We start from the raw sequence: 19605 nt of genomic DNA, 5'->3' as shown, positions 1-19605 counted from the left end.
GGCTCTCGGAGCGCTCTGCGCCACGCCGACGTGGCGTACCCCACGCCGGGAGCTCTCGCCGTCCACCTGTTATGCATGGAGGCATGGCGAACCCGTGCGAGAAGGGCGAGACCGTCTGCCGGCTGATCTATCAGTGGACCGGTAGCGAACCGCTCGCCGAGTCCTCCGACGTCCTGGTCACCAAACCCCTCGCCGTCCTGGGACTGCTTCTCCTCGCACTCGTGGTGCGGTGGGTGGCACACCGACTCATCGACCGGGTGGTGCGACGCGCGGCGCACGCCGCCCTGCCGCCTCGGGTCGGCGAGCGCATCGGCCTGGATCGGCTCGGCTTCCAGCCGCCCGTGCGCCGCCTGCAGCGGGCCGAGGCGATGGGCGGGCTCTTCAAGAGCGTCGTCACCGGGCTGATCGTCGCCGTGTTCGGCACCATGATGCTCAGCGAGATCGGCGTCGACATCGCCCCGATCATCGCCAGCGCCGGCATCGTCGGGATCGCGCTCGGCTTCGGTGCTCAGTCGCTGGTGAAGGACTTCCTCTCGGGCATCTTCATCATCCTCGAGGACCAGTACGGCGTCGGCGACTCCGTCGACCTCGGCGAGGCGATCGGCACGGTCGAGGCCGTCTCGATGCGGATGACGCGGGTCCGCGACGTCAACGGGACGGTCTGGTACGTGCCGAACGGGGAGATCGTCCGCGTGGGCAACCAGAGCCAGAACTGGGCCCGCACCGTGCTCGACGTCAGCGTCGCCTATCACGAGGACCTCGCCCGCGTGCGACGCGTGCTCGCCGACGTCGCCCACTCGCTGTGGGAGGAGGAGGACTTCAAGCACCAGGTCATCGAGGAGCCGTCGGTGTGGGGGGTACAGGATCTCGGCCCCGACGGCGTCACCGTGCGCGTGGTGCTCAAGACCACGCCGGGAGAGCAGTGGGCGATCGCTCGGGAGATGCGTGAGCGGATCAAGGCTCGCTTCGACCACGAGGGCATCGAGATGCCGTTTCCCCAGCGGGTGGTCTGGCAGCGCACCGACGCCGGCGACGGCACCGGCTCGGGCGCCGACACCGGCACCCGCCACACTGGTGTCACCCCCAGCAACGAGGACGCCTCATGACCGACCTGAAGCTCAGCGATCACGGCGATCCGGAGCGCTCGTTCTACGACCAGATCGGCGGCGAGCCCACGATCACCACGATCGTGCGCGTGTTCTACGAGGGCGTCGCGACCGACCCGCTGCTGCGCCCGATGTATCCGGACGCCGATCTCGGGCCGGCCGAGGAGCGATTCCGACTCTTCCTGATCCAGTACTGGGGCGGGCCCACGACCTACTCCGAGCAGCGCGGTCACCCACGTCTGCGGATGCGGCACGCACCGTTCCCGGTCGACCTCGAGGCGCGCGACCGCTGGCTGGTGCACTTCCGCGCCGGCCTGGACGCCGCGGCCCTGACACCGGAGCAGGACGCCCAGTTCTGGGACTACGTCACGCACGCCGCCCAGTTCATGGTGAACACCCAGGGCTGAGCCTGGAATCAGGCTGAGACACCGCTCGGCTCCCGTCCGGCGCCGGCGCGGGTACGACGACGTCAGGCCGGCGCAAGCAGCGCCATCAGGGTCTCACGCAGCGCCGCGGGCGGTTCGGCCGAACGCTGGGTGGCCGGATCGAAGAAGACGAGAGTGACGCGAGCCCGCGCGTAGACCCGGGCCTGATCCGCGGGGTCGACGATCTCGCCGGCCACCGTCACCGAGCGCGACCCGACCGCCACGATGCTGCTGCGACACAGGTACGGCTCGGAGCGTTGCAGCATCGGTGCGAGGTAGCCGACGTCGGCCGCGGCGACGACCACGTTGCCGACGACCCCTGCGTCGCGCGCAACCTGGGCGAGGAGACGGATGCGCGACTCCTGGAAGTACTCGAAGTAGACGACGTTGTTGACGTGGCGGTACGCGTCGACGTCGGAGAACCGCACGTGGACGTCGTAACGGAGCGCGTCCTGCGCCTCACGCGACACCACCACGTCGTCGACCTCGACCGCGACGAGCTCGCCCCACCCAGCACCCCCATCGCCAGGAGACTCCAGGACGTCGCGCAGCACCCGACGCTCCTCGACGTCCAGGCGGCGCGGGCGTTCCTCGGCGAAGACGAACGGTGCGAGCACCGACCGCGCCCGGGCATAGACCCGTCGCCCGTCAGATCCGCGGTCGGGAGCGGCATGGAAGATCTCGTAGGAGATCGTGAAGGTGGCCGCCTTGACCTCGCTCACCCAGCACTCGACCGAGACGGGTCCGAACCCGAAGCCCAACGGAGCCAGGTAGCTGATCTCCTGGCGCACCACGACGACGCCTTCGACGAGGTCGGCGGCACCGATCGGCCGCGGGCCGAACAGGTGGCGCATCAGGTCGATACGGGCCTCTTGGAGGTAGTCCACGTAGATCACGTTGTTGACGTGACCGAGCTGATCGAGGTCGGCCCAGCGGGTCGGACAGTCGTAGACGTGACGCACGTCCCGGATCCTCTCAGCCACCGACACGAGAACCTGTTCTAGGCTCAGGCTGACATCCCTGAGAACAACGGAGTGCCTCCATGCCTGAAGCCGTCATCGTCTCCGCCGCGCGTTCGCCGATCGGGCGCGCCATGAAGGGGTCGCTGAAGGACCTGCGTCCCGACGACCTCGCCGCCACCATCATCCGTGCGGCGCTGGACAAGATCCCCGAGCTCGACCCGACGACGATCGACGACCACTACCTGGGCTGCGGTCAGCCCGGTGGCGAGGCCGGCTTCAACGTGGCCAAGGTCGTCAACACGATACTCGGCCTCGACTCGGTCCCCGGCGCGACCGTGAACCGCTACTGCTCCTCCTCGGTGCTGAGCACCCGGATGGCCTTCCACGCGATCAAGGCCGGTGAGGGCGACGTCTTCATCTCCTCCGGCGTGGAGACCGTCTCGCGGTTCATGAAGGGCACGCCGGACCACTGGCCCGACACCAAGAACCCGAGCTTCGCCGACGCCCAGGCCCGCACGGTCGCCACGACGGCGTCCAACGCCACCTGGCACGACCCGCGCGAGGACGGCCTCGCCCCCGACATCTACATCGCGATGGGCGAGACGGCCGAGAACGTCGCGACGATGCGCGGCCTCTCCCGCCAGGAGCTCGACGAGTTCGGCGTCCGCTCGCAGAACCTCGCCGAGCAGGCCATCGCCAACGGCTTCTGGGAGCGCGAGATCACTCCGATCACCACGCCTGACGGAACCGTGGTCACCGCTGATGACGGCCCGCGCGCCGGTGTCACCATCGAGGCGATCTCCGGCCTCAAGCCGGTCTTCCGCGAGGACGGCGTCGTCACCGCCGGCAACTGCTGCGCCCTCAACGACGGCGCGGCCGCGGTCGTGATCATGAGCGACACCAAGGCCAAGGAGCTCGGCCTCAAGCCGCTGGCGCGCATCGTCTCCACCGGCGTCTCGGGCCTCTCGCCCGAGATCATGGGCATGGGTCCGGTCGAGGCCACCAAGAACGCGCTGAAGTACGCCGGCATGACGATCAACGACATCGACCTCGTCGAGATCAACGAGGCGTTCGCCGCCCAGGTCGTGCCGTCCTACCAGGACCTCGGCATCGACATCGACCGGCTCAACGTCAACGGCGGCGCGATCGCCGTCGGCCACCCGTTCGGCATGACCGGTGCCCGCCTTCAGAACACGATGATCAACAGCTTCGACTTCCACGACAAGTCGACCGGTCTGATCACCATGTGCGTCGGCGGCGGCCAGGGCATGGCGCTCATCCTCGAGCGGATGTGAGCGCGCCTTCCACGGCGACCTCCTGATCGCGTTCCACCACGACGCCCGGCTGCGAGTTCGCAGCCGGGCGTCGTGTTCTGACCGCACCTGCCTCGCGCCGCAAGTAGGGTCAGCGATGTGACAGGCAGCACCCCGCCGCGATGGCTCGACGAGGAGCAGCAACGCTCCTGGCGAGCGTTCCTGCTCGGAAGCACGCTGCTCTTCGATCGTCTCGACGACGACCTCCAGCGCGCGCACGGCGTCTCCCTGGTGGAGTACGAGATCCTCGTGCGACTCTCCGAGCGCGACGGCCGGATGCGGATGGCGCAGCTGGCGGATGCGCTCGCACACAGCCGCAGCCGGGTGACCCACACCGTCAAGCGGATGGAACGCGCGGGACTGGTGGAGCGCACGAACTCACCCGAGGACGGCCGCGGCGTCGTCGCGGTGATGACCGAGGAGGGCCGGAGCCTGCACGCCTCGATCGCGCCCACCCACGTGCACGGCGTCCGTGACCACTTCGTGGACCTGGCCTCCGCGGAGGATCTCGCGGCAGTGGGACGGGTCTTCGACGCCGTCGCCGACCATCTCATCGCCGCACACCCCGACCGCGAGATGCGCTGACCCGGGCGCCGAGAGGGAGGTCAGCGGTCCCGCTGGGAGGTCGCGCGGCCGCCTATTTGCGACGTCGCACGCGGTCGTCGAGGAGCGCCCGCGCGATCAGCGTGAGCACTCCGTCGGTGCACAGGTGCGGGCCCTGCAGATGCAGGGTCTGACGCTGCGGCCAGACCACGGCACCCACGTTCGGGTTGCGCATCAGCCAGAGCTCGAGGTCCACCCGGCCGCCCTCGTCGAGGTGCAGCCGCGCGCCCTGACCGAGCCAGACCTCCCAGTGGAACGGCCCGACCGGGCGCTTGCGGAACTCCAGCTGCGGGCCCGGGAATCCCGGGCGCGCGTCGATCTCGTGGCTCATCACCAGGTCGGAGACGCGTCGCGGCTCCAGCCCCGACGGTGCGGTCTTCCCGAACGGCACGACCTCCATCAGGAAGTCCTCGAGATGGTGGACGCACGCGCACTGCCCACGCTCGGGCGGTACCCAGGACCCGACGGCAGAGGAGTCGAACGACTCGGGACCGCCGTAGCCGCCCGGCTCCTCGAAGCCCACCGGCTCCCCCGGCGCTCCAGGTGCCGAGGGCCCGCCGGCGGCGTACCCGCCGGGTCGGGCAGGTGCACCGGGCTGGGGCGCGGGGCCTGACGGCCCCGGCACCGGCGGTGCCGACGTCGGCGCGCCGCCTCCGCGGCCACCCTCGGCCTCGGCCCGAGCCGCCTCGAACCAGGACGGGAAGTCGGGCAGGTGCTGCACCAGACCGCGGCCGGGGTCACGGACGTCGACCGTGACGACCTCGAAGCCCTGCGGCCCCACGCGCGCGGCGTCCAGGCAGGCGACGAACGACGTGCCCTTGCGGAGCGCGAAGGGGACGAACTCGCGAGGGAACGCCTGCCACAGCTGGGCGGCGGCCTCCCGCAGTCGCGCTCCCTGCAGCCACTCCCAGTCGCGGAAGGAGTAGTCGCGGATGCGCTCCACCACGCCGTCCGGGTAGGCGAAGCCCTCGGGCAGGTCACCGGGCCCGAGCAGCTTCGGCGTGCGCCGGAACACCATCAGACTCTGGCCTCTCTGCCGTCGGCTCGCCGACCTGGGATCAGGTCGGCGTCAGTCGCGGGTCAACCGGCGGTGGGTGACCCGATGCGGGCGGGCGGCCTCGACGCCGAGGCGCTCGATCTTGTTCTCCTCGTAGGAGGCGAAGTTGCCCTCGAACCAGAACCAGGCGCCCTCTTCGTCCTCGGTGCCCTCCCACGCCAGGATGTGGGTGGCGATCCGGTCGAGGAACCACCGGTCGTGGGAGGTCACCACGGCGCAGCCGGGGAAGTCGAGCAGTGCATCCTCGAGCGAGGAGAGCGTCTCGACGTCGAGGTCGTTGGTCGGCTCGTCGAGCAGCAGCACGTTGCCACCCTGCTTCAGCGTCAGCGCCAGGTTCAGACGGTTGCGCTCACCACCGGAGAGCACGCCGGCCTTCTTCTGCTGGTCGGGGCCCTTGAAGCCGAAGGAGGCCACGTAGGCGCGGCTGTTCATCTCGAAGTTGGCGACCTTGATGAAGTCCAGGCCGTCGGAGACGACCTCCCAGACGTTCTTGTTCGGGTCGATGCCGCCACGGCTCTGGTCGACGTAGGAGAGCTTCACGGTCTGGCCCACGGTCAGGTCGCCGGAGTCGGGCGTCTCGCCGCCGGTGATCATCCGGAACAGCGTGGTCTTGCCGACGCCGTTCGGACCGACGATGCCGACGATGCCGGCACGCGGGAGGCTGAAGGAGATGTCGTTCCACAGCACCCGGTCCTCGAAGCCCTTGGTGAGGTGGTCGGCCTCGAGCACGACGTCACCCAGGCGCGGTCCCGGCGGGATGTTGATGTCCGCGGTGTCGATCTTGCGGGCCTTGTCGGCCTCGGCGGCCATCTCCTCGTAGCGGGCCAGACGCGACTTGGACTTGGTCTGTCGGGCCTTGGCGTTGGAGCGCACCCACTCGAGTTCCTTCTCGAGCATCTTGGCGCGCTTGGCGTCCTTCTGCCCCTCGATCTTGAGACGGTCCTTCTTGGTCTCCAGGTAGGTGGAGTAGTTGCCCTCGTAGGGGTGGGTCTTGCCGCGGTCGAGCTCGAGGATCCACTCGGCGACGTTGTCGAGGAAGTACCGGTCGTGGGTGATCGCCAAGACGGCGCCGGGGTAGCTCTTGAGGTGGCCCTCCAGCCACTGCACCGACTCGGCGTCCAGGTGGTTCGTGGGCTCGTCGAGCAGCAGCAGGTCCGGCTGCTGCAGCAACAGCTTGCAGAGCGCCACGCGGCGGCGCTCGCCACCGGAGAGATTGTCGACCAGGACGTCGGGCGGGGGGCAGCGCAGGGCGTCCATGGCCTGGTCGAGGCGGCTGTCGAGATCCCACACGTTGGCGGCGTCGAGCGCCTCCTGCAGCTCGCCCATCTCGGCGAGCAGCGTGTCGAAGTCGGCGTCGGGGTCGGCCATCGCCTCGGAGATCTCGTCGTAGCGCTTCTTCTTCGCGAGGATGTCGCCGACGGCCTCCTCGACGTTCTCCAGCACCGTCTTGCCCTCGGTCAGGGGGGGCTCCTGCTGGAGCATGCCCACCGTGGCGTCGGGGTCGAGGATGGCGTCGCCGTTGTTGGCATGGTCGAGCCCCGCCATGATCCGCAGCAGCGAGGACTTACCGGTGCCGTTCGGACCGACGACGCCGATCTTGGCTCCGTGCAGGAACGACAACGTCACGTTGTCGAGAACGACCTTGTCGCCATGGGCTTTGCGCACATTGCGCAGGGTGAACACGTACTCCGCCATGCCCTCAAGACTAGGGCGTGCCGGGTCAGGCGAGCGCGGCGGCCAGCGACCGCGAGACCTCCGCGTGCGCGGCCAGCTCTGCCCGCACGGGCGCGACGACGTGCTCGCGTGCGGCTGACTCCACGGCGTCCCCGACCGCGGCCATCACCTGCGCCCGCCGGCGGCGAGCACCGGTGGAGGCCAGCGCGCCCGCGACGATCCACAGCACCAGGCCCAGCACCACGGCACCAACGGCCGCGGCGATCGCGACCGGCAGGTCGAAGATCGTGGACTCCCGCAGCTCGCCCCGCGAGCCGAGCAGGCCCGCCCAGACGCCGCAGCCGATCGCTGCCAGGAGCAGCAGCCACTGCACGACGCCGACGGCACGAGCCCAGCCCGGAACGCCGGTGCGCTGCGGGTCGACGGCCGCGACCGCGGCATCGAGTCCCGCGCAGATCGGGTCGATCGCCGCCTCCGCGACGTCGTCGACGGCGTCGACCCAGGGCCGGCCGAGCCCAGCCGTCGCATCCGCAGCGAACTCGCGCACCTCCGCGGTGACCTGGGCTCGCGGAGTCTGGAGCCGCGCTCCGATGCCGCCGCGGTCACGGCGACCGCGCCGCAGCAGCAGACCAGCCGGCGGCCACGCCACCATCCGGCGCATCCGCGATCGGACGACGGTCTCGACGGCGTCTGCCACGACCGGCACGGCAGCGGCCTCGGCCAACCGTGCCTCGAACTCCTCCACGCGGCGTGCGTCCAACGACACGGCAGTCGGATTCGCGAGGTCGGCGTCGCCGTGCTCAGCGGCGATCCGCTCGGCGCTCTGCCGCAGGTCCGACTCGACCCGCTCGCGCGTCAGGCGCTTCTCCGCCACGCGTCGGGCGATCTCGGTGCGCAGCTCGTCGACCCCGATGCCTTCGCGCGCGCTGATCGCGAAGACCGGCACGGCGGCAAGACCGTCGAGTGTCAGCAGCCGCTTCACGTCGTCCACCATCGCCTGGCGACGGTCCTGCGGCACGGTGTCGATGTGGTTCAGCACGACCACCATCACCGAGGCGTGGGTGGTGAACGGCGCCAGGTAGCGATCGTGGATCGCCGCGTCGGCGTACTTCTGCGGATCGAGCACCCAGACGATGAGGTCGGCCAGGAGAACCAGGCGGTCGACCTCGAGATGGTGGGCCACCTCGGTGGAGTCGTGGTCGGGCAGATCCATCAGCACGACGCCGTCCAGCTCGCGGTCGGCCCGGTAGGCGGCGTCGTGGTCGAGGTCGAGCAGCGAGTCGCGCATCGTCTGGTGTCGCGGCGGGATGCCGAGCCACTCCAGCACCTCGCTCGCGCCCGCACTCCCCCACACGCAGGCCGTGGCCCAGGACGTCGTCGGGCGGCGCACCCCGGTGGAGGAGAGCTCGAGGCCCGTCAGGGCATTGAACGTCGAGGACTTGCCCGAGCCGGTCGCACCCGCGATGGCGACCACGGTGTGCTGCGCGGAGAGCCGGAGCCGGGCTGCCCCGCGGTCGGCGACGCCGAGCGCGTCGGCCAGGGCCGCGTCGTCCAAGCGCCCGCGGGCTGCGTCGACGGCAGCGTCGAGCGCCTCGATCCGGGCGCCGATGTCGCTGCCGCGCAGCACCAGGTCGCGCGCCTCGTCGAGGTCGGCTGCCGTCACGTGCTCACTCCCTTGTAGCGCAGATCGTCGACACGCCGCGCGGCCTCGCGTAGTCGCTCGGCCACATCGGTGGTGCCGGGCGTCACGGTCGCACGATCGGTCGCGTCATCGGCAACCGGGCCCAGAAGCGCGATGAACCGGCCCTCCTCCTCGCCCATCAGTCGGCCCAGGCGCTGCTCCAGCGACGCGGCGGTGGAGGTGAGGAGGTCGTCGAGCTCCTCGGCGCTGAAGACCGCCGACAGGACGCGACGTGCGGCCGTCGCGGCGTCGTCGCGGTCGCCACGACCGGACGTCCCCGTCGAGCGGCCCAGCACCGCGACCATCAGGGAGACCGCCAAGCCGTTGAGGCCGATCGTCAGGAACCGTGCGGAGGTGCGTCGGTCGGACGCCTGACCGCGCACGGACTCGGCGACGTCGAGCTGCCAGTCGCGGACGGTGCGCTCGGCGCGGCGCCGCAGGTCGGCCGAGGCGCGGCCGAGGCTCCGGGGCTCCTCGCTGAGCGCGGCACGGCCCTCGTCGGTGTCGTTCCAGGCCCGGTAGACAGCGGCTGCTGCGTCCTCGGCCTCGCCGAGGACCAGTGCCTCGAGCGCCGACTCGACCGCCACGGTGACCCGCTCGGCCTGCTGCGCCTTGCCCCGGATGGTGTTCACGACCCGGTCCCGGAGACCGCCGACCCGGCTGTCGAGCGATCGGAGCAGCTCGCCGCCCCCGGCGAACTCCTGCCAGCGGGCCAGCACCTCTCCCTGCAGCACCGAGCCGTCGCCCGCTCCGCGGCCGAGCCGATCGCGGGCGTTCGCGTACTGCTCGTCGGCCTCGGCACGCAGCGCAGCGGCGGCCCGCGCCTGCTGGTCGACGGCGTCGGCGATGGGGTAGGCGTGCCGCGTGATGGCGCGGACGGCACCGTCGAGGGTCTGTCGGACGACGAGCTCGCGCGCCTCGACATCGGCCGCGAGCGTCTCGAGCCAGCCACGGATCTCCGCGACGTTCGAGGCGGGCAGCAGTCCCTCGTCGTCCACCGCGCTCTCGTGCACGGTGAAGAGCGGAGAGTCCTTCAACCCACGGCTGGCGAGCATCCGGGCCAGGTGGGTGGCGACGGTCTGGACGGCCTCGTCCGGCGTGCGGTCGAGCACGACGGCGACGGCGGTCGAGCGCTCGGCGGCCTGGCGGAGGTAGACCCACGGCACCTGGTCGGCGTAGCGCGCGGCCGAGGTGACGAAGAGCCAGAGGTCGGCGGCCTGGAGCAGGTGAGCGGCGAGCTCGCGGTTGCGCTGCTCGACGGAGTCGACATCGGGAGCATCGAGGATCGCCAGTCCGCGCGGCACCGCGTCGGTGGCGACGAGCTGGATGCAGCCGGGATCGTCGGTGGAGTGGTCGACGCGCACCAGGTCGGGGAGCAGCCGGTCCTGACCGAACCACGTGGCCTCGTCGGGGTGATGCACGAGCACCGGCGAGCGAGTCGTCGGGCGGAGGACACCCGGCGTCGTGACACGGTGACCGACGAGCGAGTTGACCAAGGTGGACTTGCCCGCGCCGGTGGACCCACCGACCACCGCCAGCATCGGCGATTCCAGCGACATCACGCGGGGGATCACGTAGGTCTCGAGCTGGGTGATCACCTCCGCACGCTGCTGCCGCAGGCCGGCCACGTCCGGCACAGCGAAGGGGAGCTCGGCCGCCGCCAGCGATGCGCGCAGGTGCACCATCGCAGTCAGCATGCGGACGGCGTCCTTGCCTTGTGCGGCGTTCATGCGACCGGAACCACCTGTCCGGGGAAGGCGACATAGGGCCGGATCGTCCGGATGCGGGTTACATGTGCTGCACCGCGCTCCTGCCAGTCCGCGGGCGGGGTGCCACGTAGAAGTCGGTGATGCAGGAAGCCCAGCTCGATGGCGGCCTGCTGGTAGGCCGCCATCGCGCGTGCCCCGGCAGGCCCGGCCGAACGCGAAGCGTAGGAGCGCGCGGCGCGGCGGGCGCGCAGGTCCACGACCCAGCCGATGTCGGTGGCGGGGATGAGATTGCGCTGCGCGGCGTCGGCGAGGGCGACGCTCAGCATCCGCTGCTCGGCCGATCGGGCCCAGACCGCGAGGCAGACCAGACCGATCAGCGCCGGCAGCATCAGCACCAGGTAGACGCCGGCGAAGCCCGCGAGCCCGAACACCGTCGAGCCGTTCCACAGACCGTGGAGGAGCACGGCGACCAGGTAGCCGAGCATCGGTGCGCCCCACCGCACAGAACGACGTCGCGAGGCGACGGCGAGCCCGACCCCGATCCCGATGCACGCGGTGAACAGCGGATGCGCGAACGGGCTGATCAGGCAGCGGAGCACGAAGGTGGAGGTGACTCCGGCGACACCGCCCGGCCCCATCCCGTCGGTGCCGTTGTAGGCCGCGGCGAGATAGAGGATGTTCTCGGTGAAGGCGAAGCCGATGCCGACCATGCCCGCATAGACGATGCCGTCGAGGACGCCGTCCAGTTCGGCGCGACGCCACCACAGCAGCAACGCGAGGAAGAGGCCCTTGCTGGCCTCTTCGGTGAACGGCGCCACGACCGCCAGCGACACCTCGTCGGTGACGGCGACGAAGAGGCCGCCCACGCCGCCGATCACGATCGAGGCCGCCGTGGCCACGAAGGCTCCCCAGAGCAGGCCGTAGAGGAGCAACGATCGCGGCTCGGGCTCGTAGCGATCCAGCCACAGATAGCACGCGACGAGCGGCCCCACGGGGACGGCGGCCAACAGAGTCGCGAGCAGCACGACGCCGGGCGCGCCGGAGAGCGCGAGGAGCAGGAACATGCCGAGCGCGCCGACGCTGACTGCCACCGCGACCACGACGGTGAACGTGATCGTGTCGAGACGACGCCCCACGGGCGCCTCGATCACCACGTTCGGGCCCGTCCTCGGCATAGGGGCAGCCTATCGGGAGCGAGAGGTCCATTCGGCTCGTACAGTGGCCTGATGAACGGGGACATCGAGGAGCAGCGAATCTCAGAGGACTCCGAGACGGCCTCGGAGGAGGCCGCGGGCACGCAGTCGCACGACCCGACGGTGCCGGAGGCGCTCGCCGCGTTCATGCGCACCGGATGGCGCGACGAGGACGCCGACCTCCCGCTCGCGCCTGTCGCCGAACGCGCCGCCGAGCGCCGGGCGCGCCTGGCCTCGCTCTTCCCCGGCGAGCGTCTCGTGCTCCCCGGCGGGGGCTATCAGGTGCGATCGAACGACACCGACTACCGCTTCCGGGTCGACACCGCTCACGTCTACTACTGCGGCAACCAGACCAGTGACGCGACGCTCGTGCTCGAGGACGGCGAGGCGGTGCTCTACGCCCGCCCGCGATCGGGACGCGAGTCCGACGAGTTCTTCCGTGACCGGCAGTACGGCGCGCTCTGGGCCGGCAAGCGGCCCTCGGCACGCGAGCTGGCCTCCTCCCTCGGGATCGAGGTGCGTCCGATCGGTGAGTTGGAGGCGGCGCTGGCACGACCGGGCAAGACCCGCGTCCACCGCGGAGTCTCGGCCGATGTCGACCGCCTGGTGTCGGCCGACGAAGGGCGCGACAGCGAACTGAGCCGGGTCGCCTCCGAGCAGCGTCTGATCAAGGACGCCTGGGAGATCGACGAGCTGCAGCGGGCCTGCGATGCCACCACTCTCGGGTTCACCGACGCCGTCGCGGAGTGGGACCGTGTGCTGGAGTTCGGCGAGCGCTGGATCGAAGGCACCTTCTTCCGCCGCGCCCGGGCGATGGGCAACGACCTCGGGTACGACTCCATCGTCGCGGGAGGTTCCCACGCCACGACGCTGCACTGGATCGACAACACCGGGCCGATTACGCCCGGTGAGCTGGTGCTGCTCGACATGGGCGTCGAAGGGCATCACCTCTACACCGCCGACGTGACGCGCACCCTTCCGGTGGATGGCCGGTTCACACCCCTCCAGCGCGAGCTCTACGAGCTGGTGCTGCAGGCCCAGGACGCCGGGATCGCGGCCGTCGCGCCCGGTACCCCGTTCGCCGACGTGCACCTGGCCGCCATGACCGTGCTCGCCCACGGCCTCGCCGACCTCGGACTCCTCCCCGTCTCGGCCGAGGAGGCGCTGGAGCCCGATTCGCTGCTCTACCGTCGCTGGACCCTGCACGGCACCAGCCACATGCTCGGGCTCGATGTGCACGACTGCGCGCAGGCGGCACCGGAGTCCTACGCCAAGGGTGATCTCGCGGCGGGGATGGTGCTCACGGTCGAGCCCGGCCTGTACTTCCAGGCCGACGACCTCCTGGTGCCGCAGGAGCTGCGGGGCATCGGCATCCGCATCGAGGACGACGTGCTGGTGACCGACACGGGCGCGCACAACCTCTCCGCCGCGCTGCCTCGCGCCGCGGACGACGTCGAGGCGTGGATGCAGGCGAACCGCGGCTGACCGCTCAACCGAAACTGTCCGGACCGTCGCTCCCGGTAGCGAGCGCCTCGGCTCGTCATCGGGCTACGGCCGTGACGACGAGGTTGTCGCGATAGTGGACGCGGCCCCCCGAGACCGTGCGGTCGGCACAGGTGATCAGGTGCACCAGCCGACGCCCGTCGGTGCGGAAGAGGGAGGCGGGGAGTCCGTGCGCGCGTGGGAACCGGCGTACGGACACGACATCGAAGAGCCGCATCGTGCCGTCGTCGGCGCGCCACCGCACGACGTCTCCGCGTTGCGCGCGGTGCAGTCGGCCGAACGCGCCACGTCGGTCCCGGCGGTCGGAGACGTGCCCGGAGATGATGCTGGCGCCCATCACGTCGTCGGGACGGGCGCTGACGGAGAGCCAGCCCACTGTGCGCACGTCGTCGGGGATCGCCATGACACCGCCGTCGAGCCGCGCGGAGACGACCGGAGCGACGAGCCCGATCCGGTCGATGCTCACTGCTCCCGCATCGGCTCGGACCCTCCCGCGCACCGACGGTGAGTCGCCAGGCGCGTCCGTCCCTGGAACGGGGGTCGAGATCTCTTCGGAGTAGCGGCGCTCCAGATAGCGCGGCGCGACCCGCTGCGTGGGTCGCACCGCGATCTCCGGGCCGGTGGGCACCTCCGGCACGACCGGCGTCGCAGGGCGGGTGACGAGCGCCGTCTCGACCGCGATACCCGGCTCGTGTCGCGCCGACGTCGTGCGGGCTGTGGCGGGCACCCGGACGCTGTAGGTGAAGCAGCCGGGCGTGACCAGCGTCGTGGACCGCGTGCGGTAGAGGCCGTCGCCGTGCGCCAGCACCACACCGCGGTCAGCGATGGGAGCTCCGCGCCACGACAGTCCGGCGCAGCGTCCGTTCCGGGGTGCGATGGGGCCGTGGAGGGTCCAGCGCAGCTGGACGGCGGTCTCGCTGACTCCGGCGAGCTCGATGGTGTCGTGGATCCTGTCCCCGGTCAGGGCGCGCTGCGTCGACGCGCGGGTACCGACCTGGGGTGTGAGCCGCCGGACGAGCGTGGTCTCCTCCGCGATGCCGCACGCGTGCCGCACCGGCAGACTGTCGAGATCGGCGGGCAGGGCAGCGACCCAGGTGTAGTACCCGGCTTCGCTCACCACCACGCCGGGCGTGCGATAGGTGCCATCGCCCGCGACGGCGAACCGGACCGTGCCCACGCGCTTGTCGGCGGTGCAGTCCGCCGCGCCGGGCTGCTGGCGGTACGGGCCGAAGAGCTCCGCCGTCGCGAGCAGGGGACGCGCGCCTGGGAGCCCGCTGATCGTGACGTCGTCAGCGAGCGCGGCACCGACGCTCGTCGTCGCCGCGGACGCCCGCGTGGTGAGCTCCGGGCGTGCGCGGCGCACGCGGATCTCGTCGCTCGCCTCCACTACGGCACGGCTCTCCTGCGCGATCCAGCCACGTTGGACACCGGCTCGACGAGCGGTCCAGCTCGCGTGGGTCGACCACCCGCGTGCTCGATAGAGCACACCACCCGCGGATGGCGCCCTCACCGCGGCCCGCAACGAGAAGCGTCCGGTGGCTCGGGGTTCGACGACGACGTCGCGACGGCGATTCCCGGTCCCGACGGAGTCGAGGTGGCAGGTGACCGGACCGGTGCAGCGCACCACGACGCCGGCGTCGGTGACGGCACGGCCAGCGGCCGAGGTCACCCGGACGGCGAAGCGCCGCGGCGTACCGACGCGCATGGGGTCCGCGTCGCGTGGGATCAACGAGATCCTCCAGGGCCCACGCAGGCGCCCGGCCTCACGCCACATCTTCTGGGCCCGGTCCAGAACGCGCCGGTCGAGGTCGCCGCGTGGCTCGCGGACTCGGTCGCCCACCTTCAGCGCCCGGGGGTAGACCACGACGCCGTCGCCGCGCACGCCGTCGGACATCACCTGGCGCACGATGAGCGCGATGGCCGCGTCGTCGACGTCGCTGCCCGTGGACCCGCGACCGGCCCAGGTGGAGACGAGGTAGTTGAGCGCGGCGACCTCGGCGACGCCGATCCGATCACCGAACTGGTTGACCAGACGTCGGGTCGAGACCTCGCGCGCATCGGCGCGCAGGCGTGAGTCGTAGAGGTAGTCGATGCAGAAGAAGACCCGGCCGTCCGGCGCCCGGTAGGAACCCAGCCAGGTCAGGGCTGTGCCGCGCCGGGTCGGATAGCGCAGACAGACGCCGCGTACCAGGTTGGGATCGACCGTGCGGCATTCCTCGGCCGCCACGCGGCGCGCCGACCGCTCGAGGTCGAGTGCGAGCGGCGGCGGTGTCGACTCCTCCCAGCGCGGCGAGACCGAGGCGTGCCCCTGTGGTGTACCGACGGCGAGCGGCACCAACGCCACCGTGGCGAGCAGCGCCGGTGCCAGGGTGCGGAGCACGAGGGCGCGCCGCACGTGACGACGTCGCGGACGGTCGGAGGAGGGCGGAATGTGCGCGGCGGTAGGCATGGGCCCACCGTCGTCGAGTCAACCGACGCGCCGACGCAGGTGGTCGTGCGGCTGTGGAGCAGTCACTGCTCCACAGCCGCACGGTCGTCGAACGGTTGCCGACCGTGCGCGACGTCGATCAGGGTGCGCCGGGCGCGGGCGACTGGACGGCGTCGTCGATGAAGACGTCACCGATGCGGTGCGACACCTCGGTGAAGGTCTGCGGCGAGGTGAGGCACAGCGTGATGAAGGCGCCAGCCAGGCCGTACTTGATGGGGTCGGGCACCAGGGAACGCCGACGCTCGCGCCCCGGCCGCGCGACGGCGCTCCGTTGCGGGAGATCGTCGCGGGTGCCGCCCCGCGCGGCTGCCCGAGGTGGGGCGGTGCGCGGTGCCGCAGGCCGCTGGCGGCCAGGAGCGGCGTGCCCACGGGGCGCGCTGGGCGGCGGGGTCGGCGGCGCGACCCCAGCCGCCGGCGTCGTCGGCGCGTTGGCGTAGGAGGCAGCCACCGTCCCGGTGTTGAGTCCCGCCCGCAGCAGCTGCGCGACGATCGCGATGTCGGACTCGCTGAGCATCGACGGCCGACTCGCCATCACCTGGACGATGTCCAACGGCGAACACACGGCGATGTCGTCGATCGCGCCGCGGACGTGGTCGCCCCCGACGAGGCAGGCCACCAGGTGCACGTGGTCGGGCCGCAGGCCCGGGACGACGCCCAGCATCGCCGGCTCGACGCCGTGCAGCGAGGTCACCAGCTGCGACCGGTTCTTGCCGTTCTGCTTGAGCACTCCGCCCTGCAGCGCGACGTGGCCACTGAGATTGATGGCATCGATGACGAACACGCCAGGTGGTCCGACGACGATGTGGCCGACAGCGCGGCCACGCGCCCCCGGCACGACGACGTCGTCGAAGACGACCCAATGAGGCTCACGCAGCACGGACAACGCGGACGACGTGGTGCGTTCGGCGCGGCTGCCCTCGACGGTTTGGCGCGCACGCGCCTGAGTAATTGCGGTCACGTTCCCCCCAGAGCGTTCCCAGATGTGGCTCGCATCATATTCGGCAGTCGACCATTGCGGCTGAGGCTGGCTAGACCAGCGAGGCTCCGCCGCGATCGTCCCGGTCCGCACGCGTCATCACACGGCGGCCCCGGCGGGCGCGCTCAGTAAGCGGAGTCGACGCCGGGGAACACGACGTCGCGCGCGCCGTCGATCGGCACCAGTCCGTCGCAGCGGCCCTCGGCGAGGTCGCAGGAGAGCAGTTCCCCGGGGATCGTGTCCGGCACGGTCGGGTCGTAGGAGAAGCGGTACCGATCCTGCCCGAGCACCAGCAGCGTGTGATCGTCGAGCCACTGGCCGGCCGTCTGCCAGCGGTATCCGAAGTCCGGCTGCCGCGGGGCGATCCGGAGCTTTCCGGTGGTGCTCGCATCGACGTCGTAGGCACCGTCGGGAGAGGAGAACTCGAATCCGCTCGTCGTGCGGAGGCGCTGGCGATCGACCGCGCTCAACCGCTCGGTGTCGCCGGTACGGACATCGGAGCGCAGCGTGTCACCGCTGCCCTCGGCGTTCACCCAGATCAGGTCATCTCCGTCGAACATCGTGACGCTCGGCGGCAACTCCTCGTAGCGGTCGCCGAGGTCGTCGCCGGCATCGCCGCCCATGCCCTCGCTCGTCGTGAAGATCTCGTCGCCGGTCTCGGTGTCGACGACCACGACCTCCGCCACCCGCCCTGCAGGGCGACGGGGCCCTTCGAAGTCGATCCACGCGGCCAGACCGCCGTCGGCGGAGGTGACGACGCGGCTGATGTGATCGCCGCCGAACTCGGCGGTGCTCTCGCCGTCGAAGAAGACCGTGCGCGCGATCCCCTCGATGGGATCGCTGGTCAGCTCGAGGTAGACGCCGTACGGAGTCCAGTCGAGGCTCGTGATCACCTCGGGCGCGACGTCGAAGCTGCGCTCCCCCACGTGCAGCGTCGAGCGCAGCGCATAGGTCAGGTCGCCGGCCGGGAAGACCACCGGGCGCGGCTCGCGGGTGGGCTCACGCGTCGACGTCGAGGCGTCGGTGCCGCATCCGGCGAGGGCGACGACCATCCCCGCCGCGGCCGATGCCGCCACGGGGTGAGAGCCGAGTCGCGTAGCCATCCGGCCATGTTGGCACGGAGACGGCGGAGTCCTGATGACGGCAGCGGCCCGCCTGGGCCGGAAGACGCTGACGGGCCGCTGCTCGTGGGGTGGGACTCAGAAGCCGTACGACGGCGCGAAGAGACCGTCGGTGAGCGTCCACGGCATGCCGTAGCGAAAGACGGTGAACATCAGAAGCGCGGCGCCGGCGAGGGCGATGTCCTTGTTGAAGGCGACCATCTCCATCTGCTTGTTCATCGGGTCGGTCTCCTTCCAGAACGGGTGCATCATCACGGCGGTGATGATGAGCAGGATCGCGATACCGAGCGAGCCGAGGTCGGCCCAGATGCCGAGCAGGATCGAGACGCCGCCGGCGATGAGGGCGACGCCGCTGATCTGCACCATCAGCTTGGCGTTGGAGACGCCGCGCGACTCGGCGTAGCCGGCCATCGCAGCGGTCTGGGTGAGGTGGCCGATGCCCGAGCCGATCAGCAGGAACACGAACATCACGCGTCCGATGAACTGCACGAGTTCGAAGAAGGTGGAATCCATAGCCGTAGTGCTCCTTGATGGTTGATTGTTCAGCCAATGTGGAGCGCGACGGAGCCGCGGTCAAGCAGGCGCTCCGAGCGAGCCGCCGCCGTCCGTGTCAGGGTCGGTTGCGGCCCAGGTCGTCGTGGGCCTGCACCCACTCCTCGGCGACGACCGCGGAGCCGAGCGAGAGCTCGCCGGCGAGCACGGTGGCGGCGATGATCTCCGCCAGCTTGAGCACCTTGCCCGCGCCGTAGCAGTCCATGATCTCCAGGCACTCGCGCTGGGTCGCCAGCCCGGTGCCGCCGCCGTAGGTGGCGATGATGAGCGACGGCAACGTCACCGAGGCGTAGAAGTCGCCGTTGGGCAACAGCTCGGAGAAGCCGTACATCGCCGAGCTCTCGGCGACGTTCGCGACGTCCTGGCCGGTCGCGATGAACATCGCGGTGATGCCGTTGGCGGAGTGGTTGCCGTTGTTGTTGGTGACCGACATGATCGCGCCGAGCTGCCCGCGCATGCGCGCGGCGTACAGCTTGTCGGTGCTGACGTGCATCTGCTCCTCCACCAGCGCCGCGGGCAGGGTGATCTCGGCGACGACGCGCTTGCCGCGGGTGTGCAGCATGTTGACCACCGAGGTCTTCTTGTCGGTGGCGAACTGTCCTTCGAGGATGAAGTGCACCTCGGCCGGATAGTTCTGCTTGATCCATGCGCACGCGGCGAACGTCGCCTTGCCGGTCATGTTCTGGCCGGCGGCATCGCCGGTGGTGTAGTTGAATCGCGTGTAGAGCAGCTTCGACACCGAGAACTGCTGGATCTCGATGAGCCGTCCCGACGACGTCGTGGTCTGCGCCGCGGCGGCGATCTCCTCGAAGTGCTCGTCGAGCCAGACGGCGAACGCGCGCGCCTCGCGGGCGTTCGCGAAGCTGAACACCGGCGCACGCTGCATCTTGTCGTCGAGCACGGTGGTGGTGACGCCCCCGGCGGCGCGGCACAGCTTCATGCCGCGGCTGTAGGACGCCACCAACGTGCCCTCGGTCGTCGCCAACGGCACCAGGAACTCGCCCTGCGCATGCTCGCCGTCGACCAGCACCGGGCCGGCGAGCCCGATCGGCACCTGCGCGGCGCCGAGGAAGTTCTCGATGTTCCCCGGCAGCGTCGCCGGGTCCAGCGAGTACCTGCCGACGTGCTCCAGCGCGGACTCCGTCCGGTCGCGCACCAGCTGCTGCCGTGCGGCGATGGCCTCGACGCCGTAGTCGTCGTCACGGTCGCGCGGGATCCTCAGGTCGGTCATGGCGCTGAGGA

General features: G+C 70.8%; 16 protein-coding genes. 5 read left to right on the top strand and 11 right to left on the bottom strand.

Translation table 11 applies throughout. The annotated features are described in order from the left end of the window. Positions 1 to 83 precede the first annotated feature (83 nt). The gene (locus tag KSO97_RS02255) at positions 84 to 1106 is read left to right on the top strand and encodes a mechanosensitive ion channel family protein (protein ID WP_232676252.1); all 1023 of its coding nucleotides are present in this window, start codon (positions 84 to 86) and stop codon (positions 1104 to 1106) included. Further along, positions 1103 to 1513, top strand: coding sequence for a globin (locus KSO97_RS02250; protein ID WP_232676251.1), 411 nt, complete (start codon positions 1103 to 1105; stop codon positions 1511 to 1513). The genes KSO97_RS02255 and KSO97_RS02250 overlap by 4 nt, the downstream gene beginning before the upstream one ends. Positions 1514 to 1575: 62 nt before the next feature. Here KSO97_RS02250 and KSO97_RS02245 read toward each other — a convergent pair whose 3' ends face one another. Continuing rightward, entirely contained in the window at positions 1576 to 2493 is a 918-nt protein-coding gene (locus KSO97_RS02245) for a thioesterase family protein (protein WP_232676250.1), read from the bottom strand. 80 nt (positions 2494 to 2573) lie between these two features. On the opposite strand from KSO97_RS02245, the gene KSO97_RS02240 reads away from it, so the two are divergent. Then, positions 2574 to 3788, top strand: a complete 1215-nt coding sequence (locus KSO97_RS02240; protein WP_232676249.1) for an acetyl-CoA C-acetyltransferase — start codon at positions 2574 to 2576, stop codon at positions 3786 to 3788. Between the two features lie 117 nt (positions 3789 to 3905). Next, positions 3906 to 4391, top strand: coding sequence for a MarR family winged helix-turn-helix transcriptional regulator (locus KSO97_RS02235; RefSeq protein ID WP_232676248.1), 486 nt, complete (start codon positions 3906 to 3908; stop codon positions 4389 to 4391). Positions 4392 to 4443: 52 nt separating this feature from the next. On the opposite strand, the gene KSO97_RS02230 is transcribed toward KSO97_RS02235, so the two are convergent. The 5 genes from KSO97_RS02230 to KSO97_RS02210 are packed head-to-tail and all read right to left on the bottom strand — an operon-like array spanning position 4444 to position 11705. Further along, entirely contained in the window at positions 4444 to 5427 is a 984-nt protein-coding gene (locus KSO97_RS02230) for a hypothetical protein (RefSeq protein WP_232676247.1), read from the bottom strand. Positions 5428 to 5478: 51 nt separating this feature from the next. Beyond that, entirely contained in the window at positions 5479 to 7161 is a 1683-nt protein-coding gene (gene ettA / locus KSO97_RS02225) for an energy-dependent translational throttle protein EttA (protein ID WP_232676246.1), read from the bottom strand. A 25-nt stretch (positions 7162 to 7186) separates the two neighbouring features. Next, the gene (locus KSO97_RS02220) at positions 7187 to 8803 is read right to left on the bottom strand and encodes a GTPase (RefSeq protein ID WP_232676245.1); all 1617 of its coding nucleotides are present in this window, start codon (positions 8801 to 8803) and stop codon (positions 7187 to 7189) included. Beyond that, positions 8800 to 10551: a dynamin family protein gene (locus KSO97_RS02215; protein ID WP_232676244.1), complete on the bottom strand. Its 1752-nt coding sequence runs from the start codon at positions 10549 to 10551 to the stop codon at positions 8800 to 8802. Before KSO97_RS02215 ends, KSO97_RS02220 begins: the two co-directional genes overlap by 4 nt. Then, positions 10548 to 11705 carry a PrsW family intramembrane metalloprotease gene (locus tag KSO97_RS02210; protein ID WP_232676243.1) on the bottom strand — a complete coding sequence of 386 codons (1158 nt, stop codon included), beginning with the start codon at positions 11703 to 11705 and terminating at the stop codon, positions 10548 to 10550. Before KSO97_RS02210 ends, KSO97_RS02215 begins: the two co-directional genes overlap by 4 nt. A gap of 51 nt (positions 11706 to 11756) precedes the next feature. Between KSO97_RS02210 and KSO97_RS02205 the strand changes: the two genes are divergently transcribed. After that, a complete protein-coding gene (locus KSO97_RS02205; protein WP_232676242.1) occupies positions 11757 to 13208 on the top strand; it encodes an aminopeptidase P family protein in 1452 nt (483 codons plus the stop codon). A 55-nt stretch (positions 13209 to 13263) separates the two neighbouring features. Here the strand turns inward: KSO97_RS02205 and KSO97_RS02200 are convergent, their stop codons facing one another. The 5 genes from KSO97_RS02200 to KSO97_RS02180 all read right to left on the bottom strand — a co-directional run bounded on the left by KSO97_RS02200 (position 13264) and on the right by KSO97_RS02180 (position 19594). Continuing rightward, positions 13264 to 15675: a class F sortase gene (locus tag KSO97_RS02200; protein WP_232676241.1), complete on the bottom strand. Its 2412-nt coding sequence runs from the start codon at positions 15673 to 15675 to the stop codon at positions 13264 to 13266. Between the two features lie 118 nt (positions 15676 to 15793). Beyond that, positions 15794 to 16672, bottom strand: coding sequence for a nuclease-related domain-containing protein (locus KSO97_RS02195; protein ID WP_232676240.1), 879 nt, complete (start codon positions 16670 to 16672; stop codon positions 15794 to 15796). Between the two features lie 143 nt (positions 16673 to 16815). Then, positions 16816 to 17793, bottom strand: a complete 978-nt coding sequence (locus KSO97_RS02190) for a hypothetical protein (RefSeq protein ID WP_232676239.1) — start codon at positions 17791 to 17793, stop codon at positions 16816 to 16818. Positions 17794 to 17889: 96 nt separating this feature from the next. Beyond that, complete coding sequence (locus KSO97_RS02185) at positions 17890 to 18324, bottom strand: DoxX family protein (protein ID WP_232676238.1); 435 nt, start codon at positions 18322 to 18324, stop codon at positions 17890 to 17892. A 97-nt stretch (positions 18325 to 18421) separates the two neighbouring features. Continuing rightward, a complete protein-coding gene (locus KSO97_RS02180; protein WP_232676237.1) occupies positions 18422 to 19594 on the bottom strand; it encodes a hydroxymethylglutaryl-CoA reductase in 1173 nt (390 codons plus the stop codon). Positions 19595 to 19605 lie beyond the last annotated feature (11 nt).

This window comes from Nocardioides sp. R-C-SC26 (assembly GCF_021246465.1).
Taxonomy (GTDB): Bacteria; Actinomycetota; Actinomycetes; order Propionibacteriales; family Nocardioidaceae; genus Nocardioides.
This window is presented reverse-complemented; position numbering and strand designations above follow the sequence as displayed.

Bases quoted from the DNA above. Each gene is read 5' to 3' on its own strand.
- KSO97_RS02255 (WP_232676252.1), top strand. From the start codon at position 84: ATGGCGAACCCGTGCGAGAAGGGCGAGACCGTCTGCCGGCTGATCTAT.
- KSO97_RS02250 (WP_232676251.1), top strand. From the start codon at position 1,103: ATGACCGACCTGAAGCTCAGCGATCACGGCGATCCGGAGCGCTCGTTC.
- KSO97_RS02240 (WP_232676249.1), top strand. From the start codon at position 2,574: ATGCCTGAAGCCGTCATCGTCTCCGCCGCGCGTTCGCCGATCGGGCGC.
- KSO97_RS02230 (WP_232676247.1), bottom strand. From the start codon at position 5,427: ATGGTGTTCCGGCGCACGCCGAAGCTGCTCGGGCCCGGTGACCTGCCC.
- ettA (WP_232676246.1), bottom strand. From the start codon at position 7,161: ATGGCGGAGTACGTGTTCACCCTGCGCAATGTGCGCAAAGCCCATGGC.
- KSO97_RS02215 (WP_232676244.1), bottom strand. From the start codon at position 10,551: ATGAACGCCGCACAAGGCAAGGACGCCGTCCGCATGCTGACTGCGATG.
- KSO97_RS02210 (WP_232676243.1), bottom strand. From the start codon at position 11,705: ATGCCGAGGACGGGCCCGAACGTGGTGATCGAGGCGCCCGTGGGGCGT.
- KSO97_RS02205 (WP_232676242.1), top strand. From the start codon at position 11,757: ATGAACGGGGACATCGAGGAGCAGCGAATCTCAGAGGACTCCGAGACG.
- KSO97_RS02200 (WP_232676241.1), bottom strand. From the start codon at position 15,675: ATGCCTACCGCCGCGCACATTCCGCCCTCCTCCGACCGTCCGCGACGT.
- KSO97_RS02190 (WP_232676239.1), bottom strand. From the start codon at position 17,793: ATGGCTACGCGACTCGGCTCTCACCCCGTGGCGGCATCGGCCGCGGCG.
- KSO97_RS02185 (WP_232676238.1), bottom strand. From the start codon at position 18,324: ATGGATTCCACCTTCTTCGAACTCGTGCAGTTCATCGGACGCGTGATG.
- KSO97_RS02180 (WP_232676237.1), bottom strand. From the start codon at position 19,594: ATGACCGACCTGAGGATCCCGCGCGACCGTGACGACGACTACGGCGTC.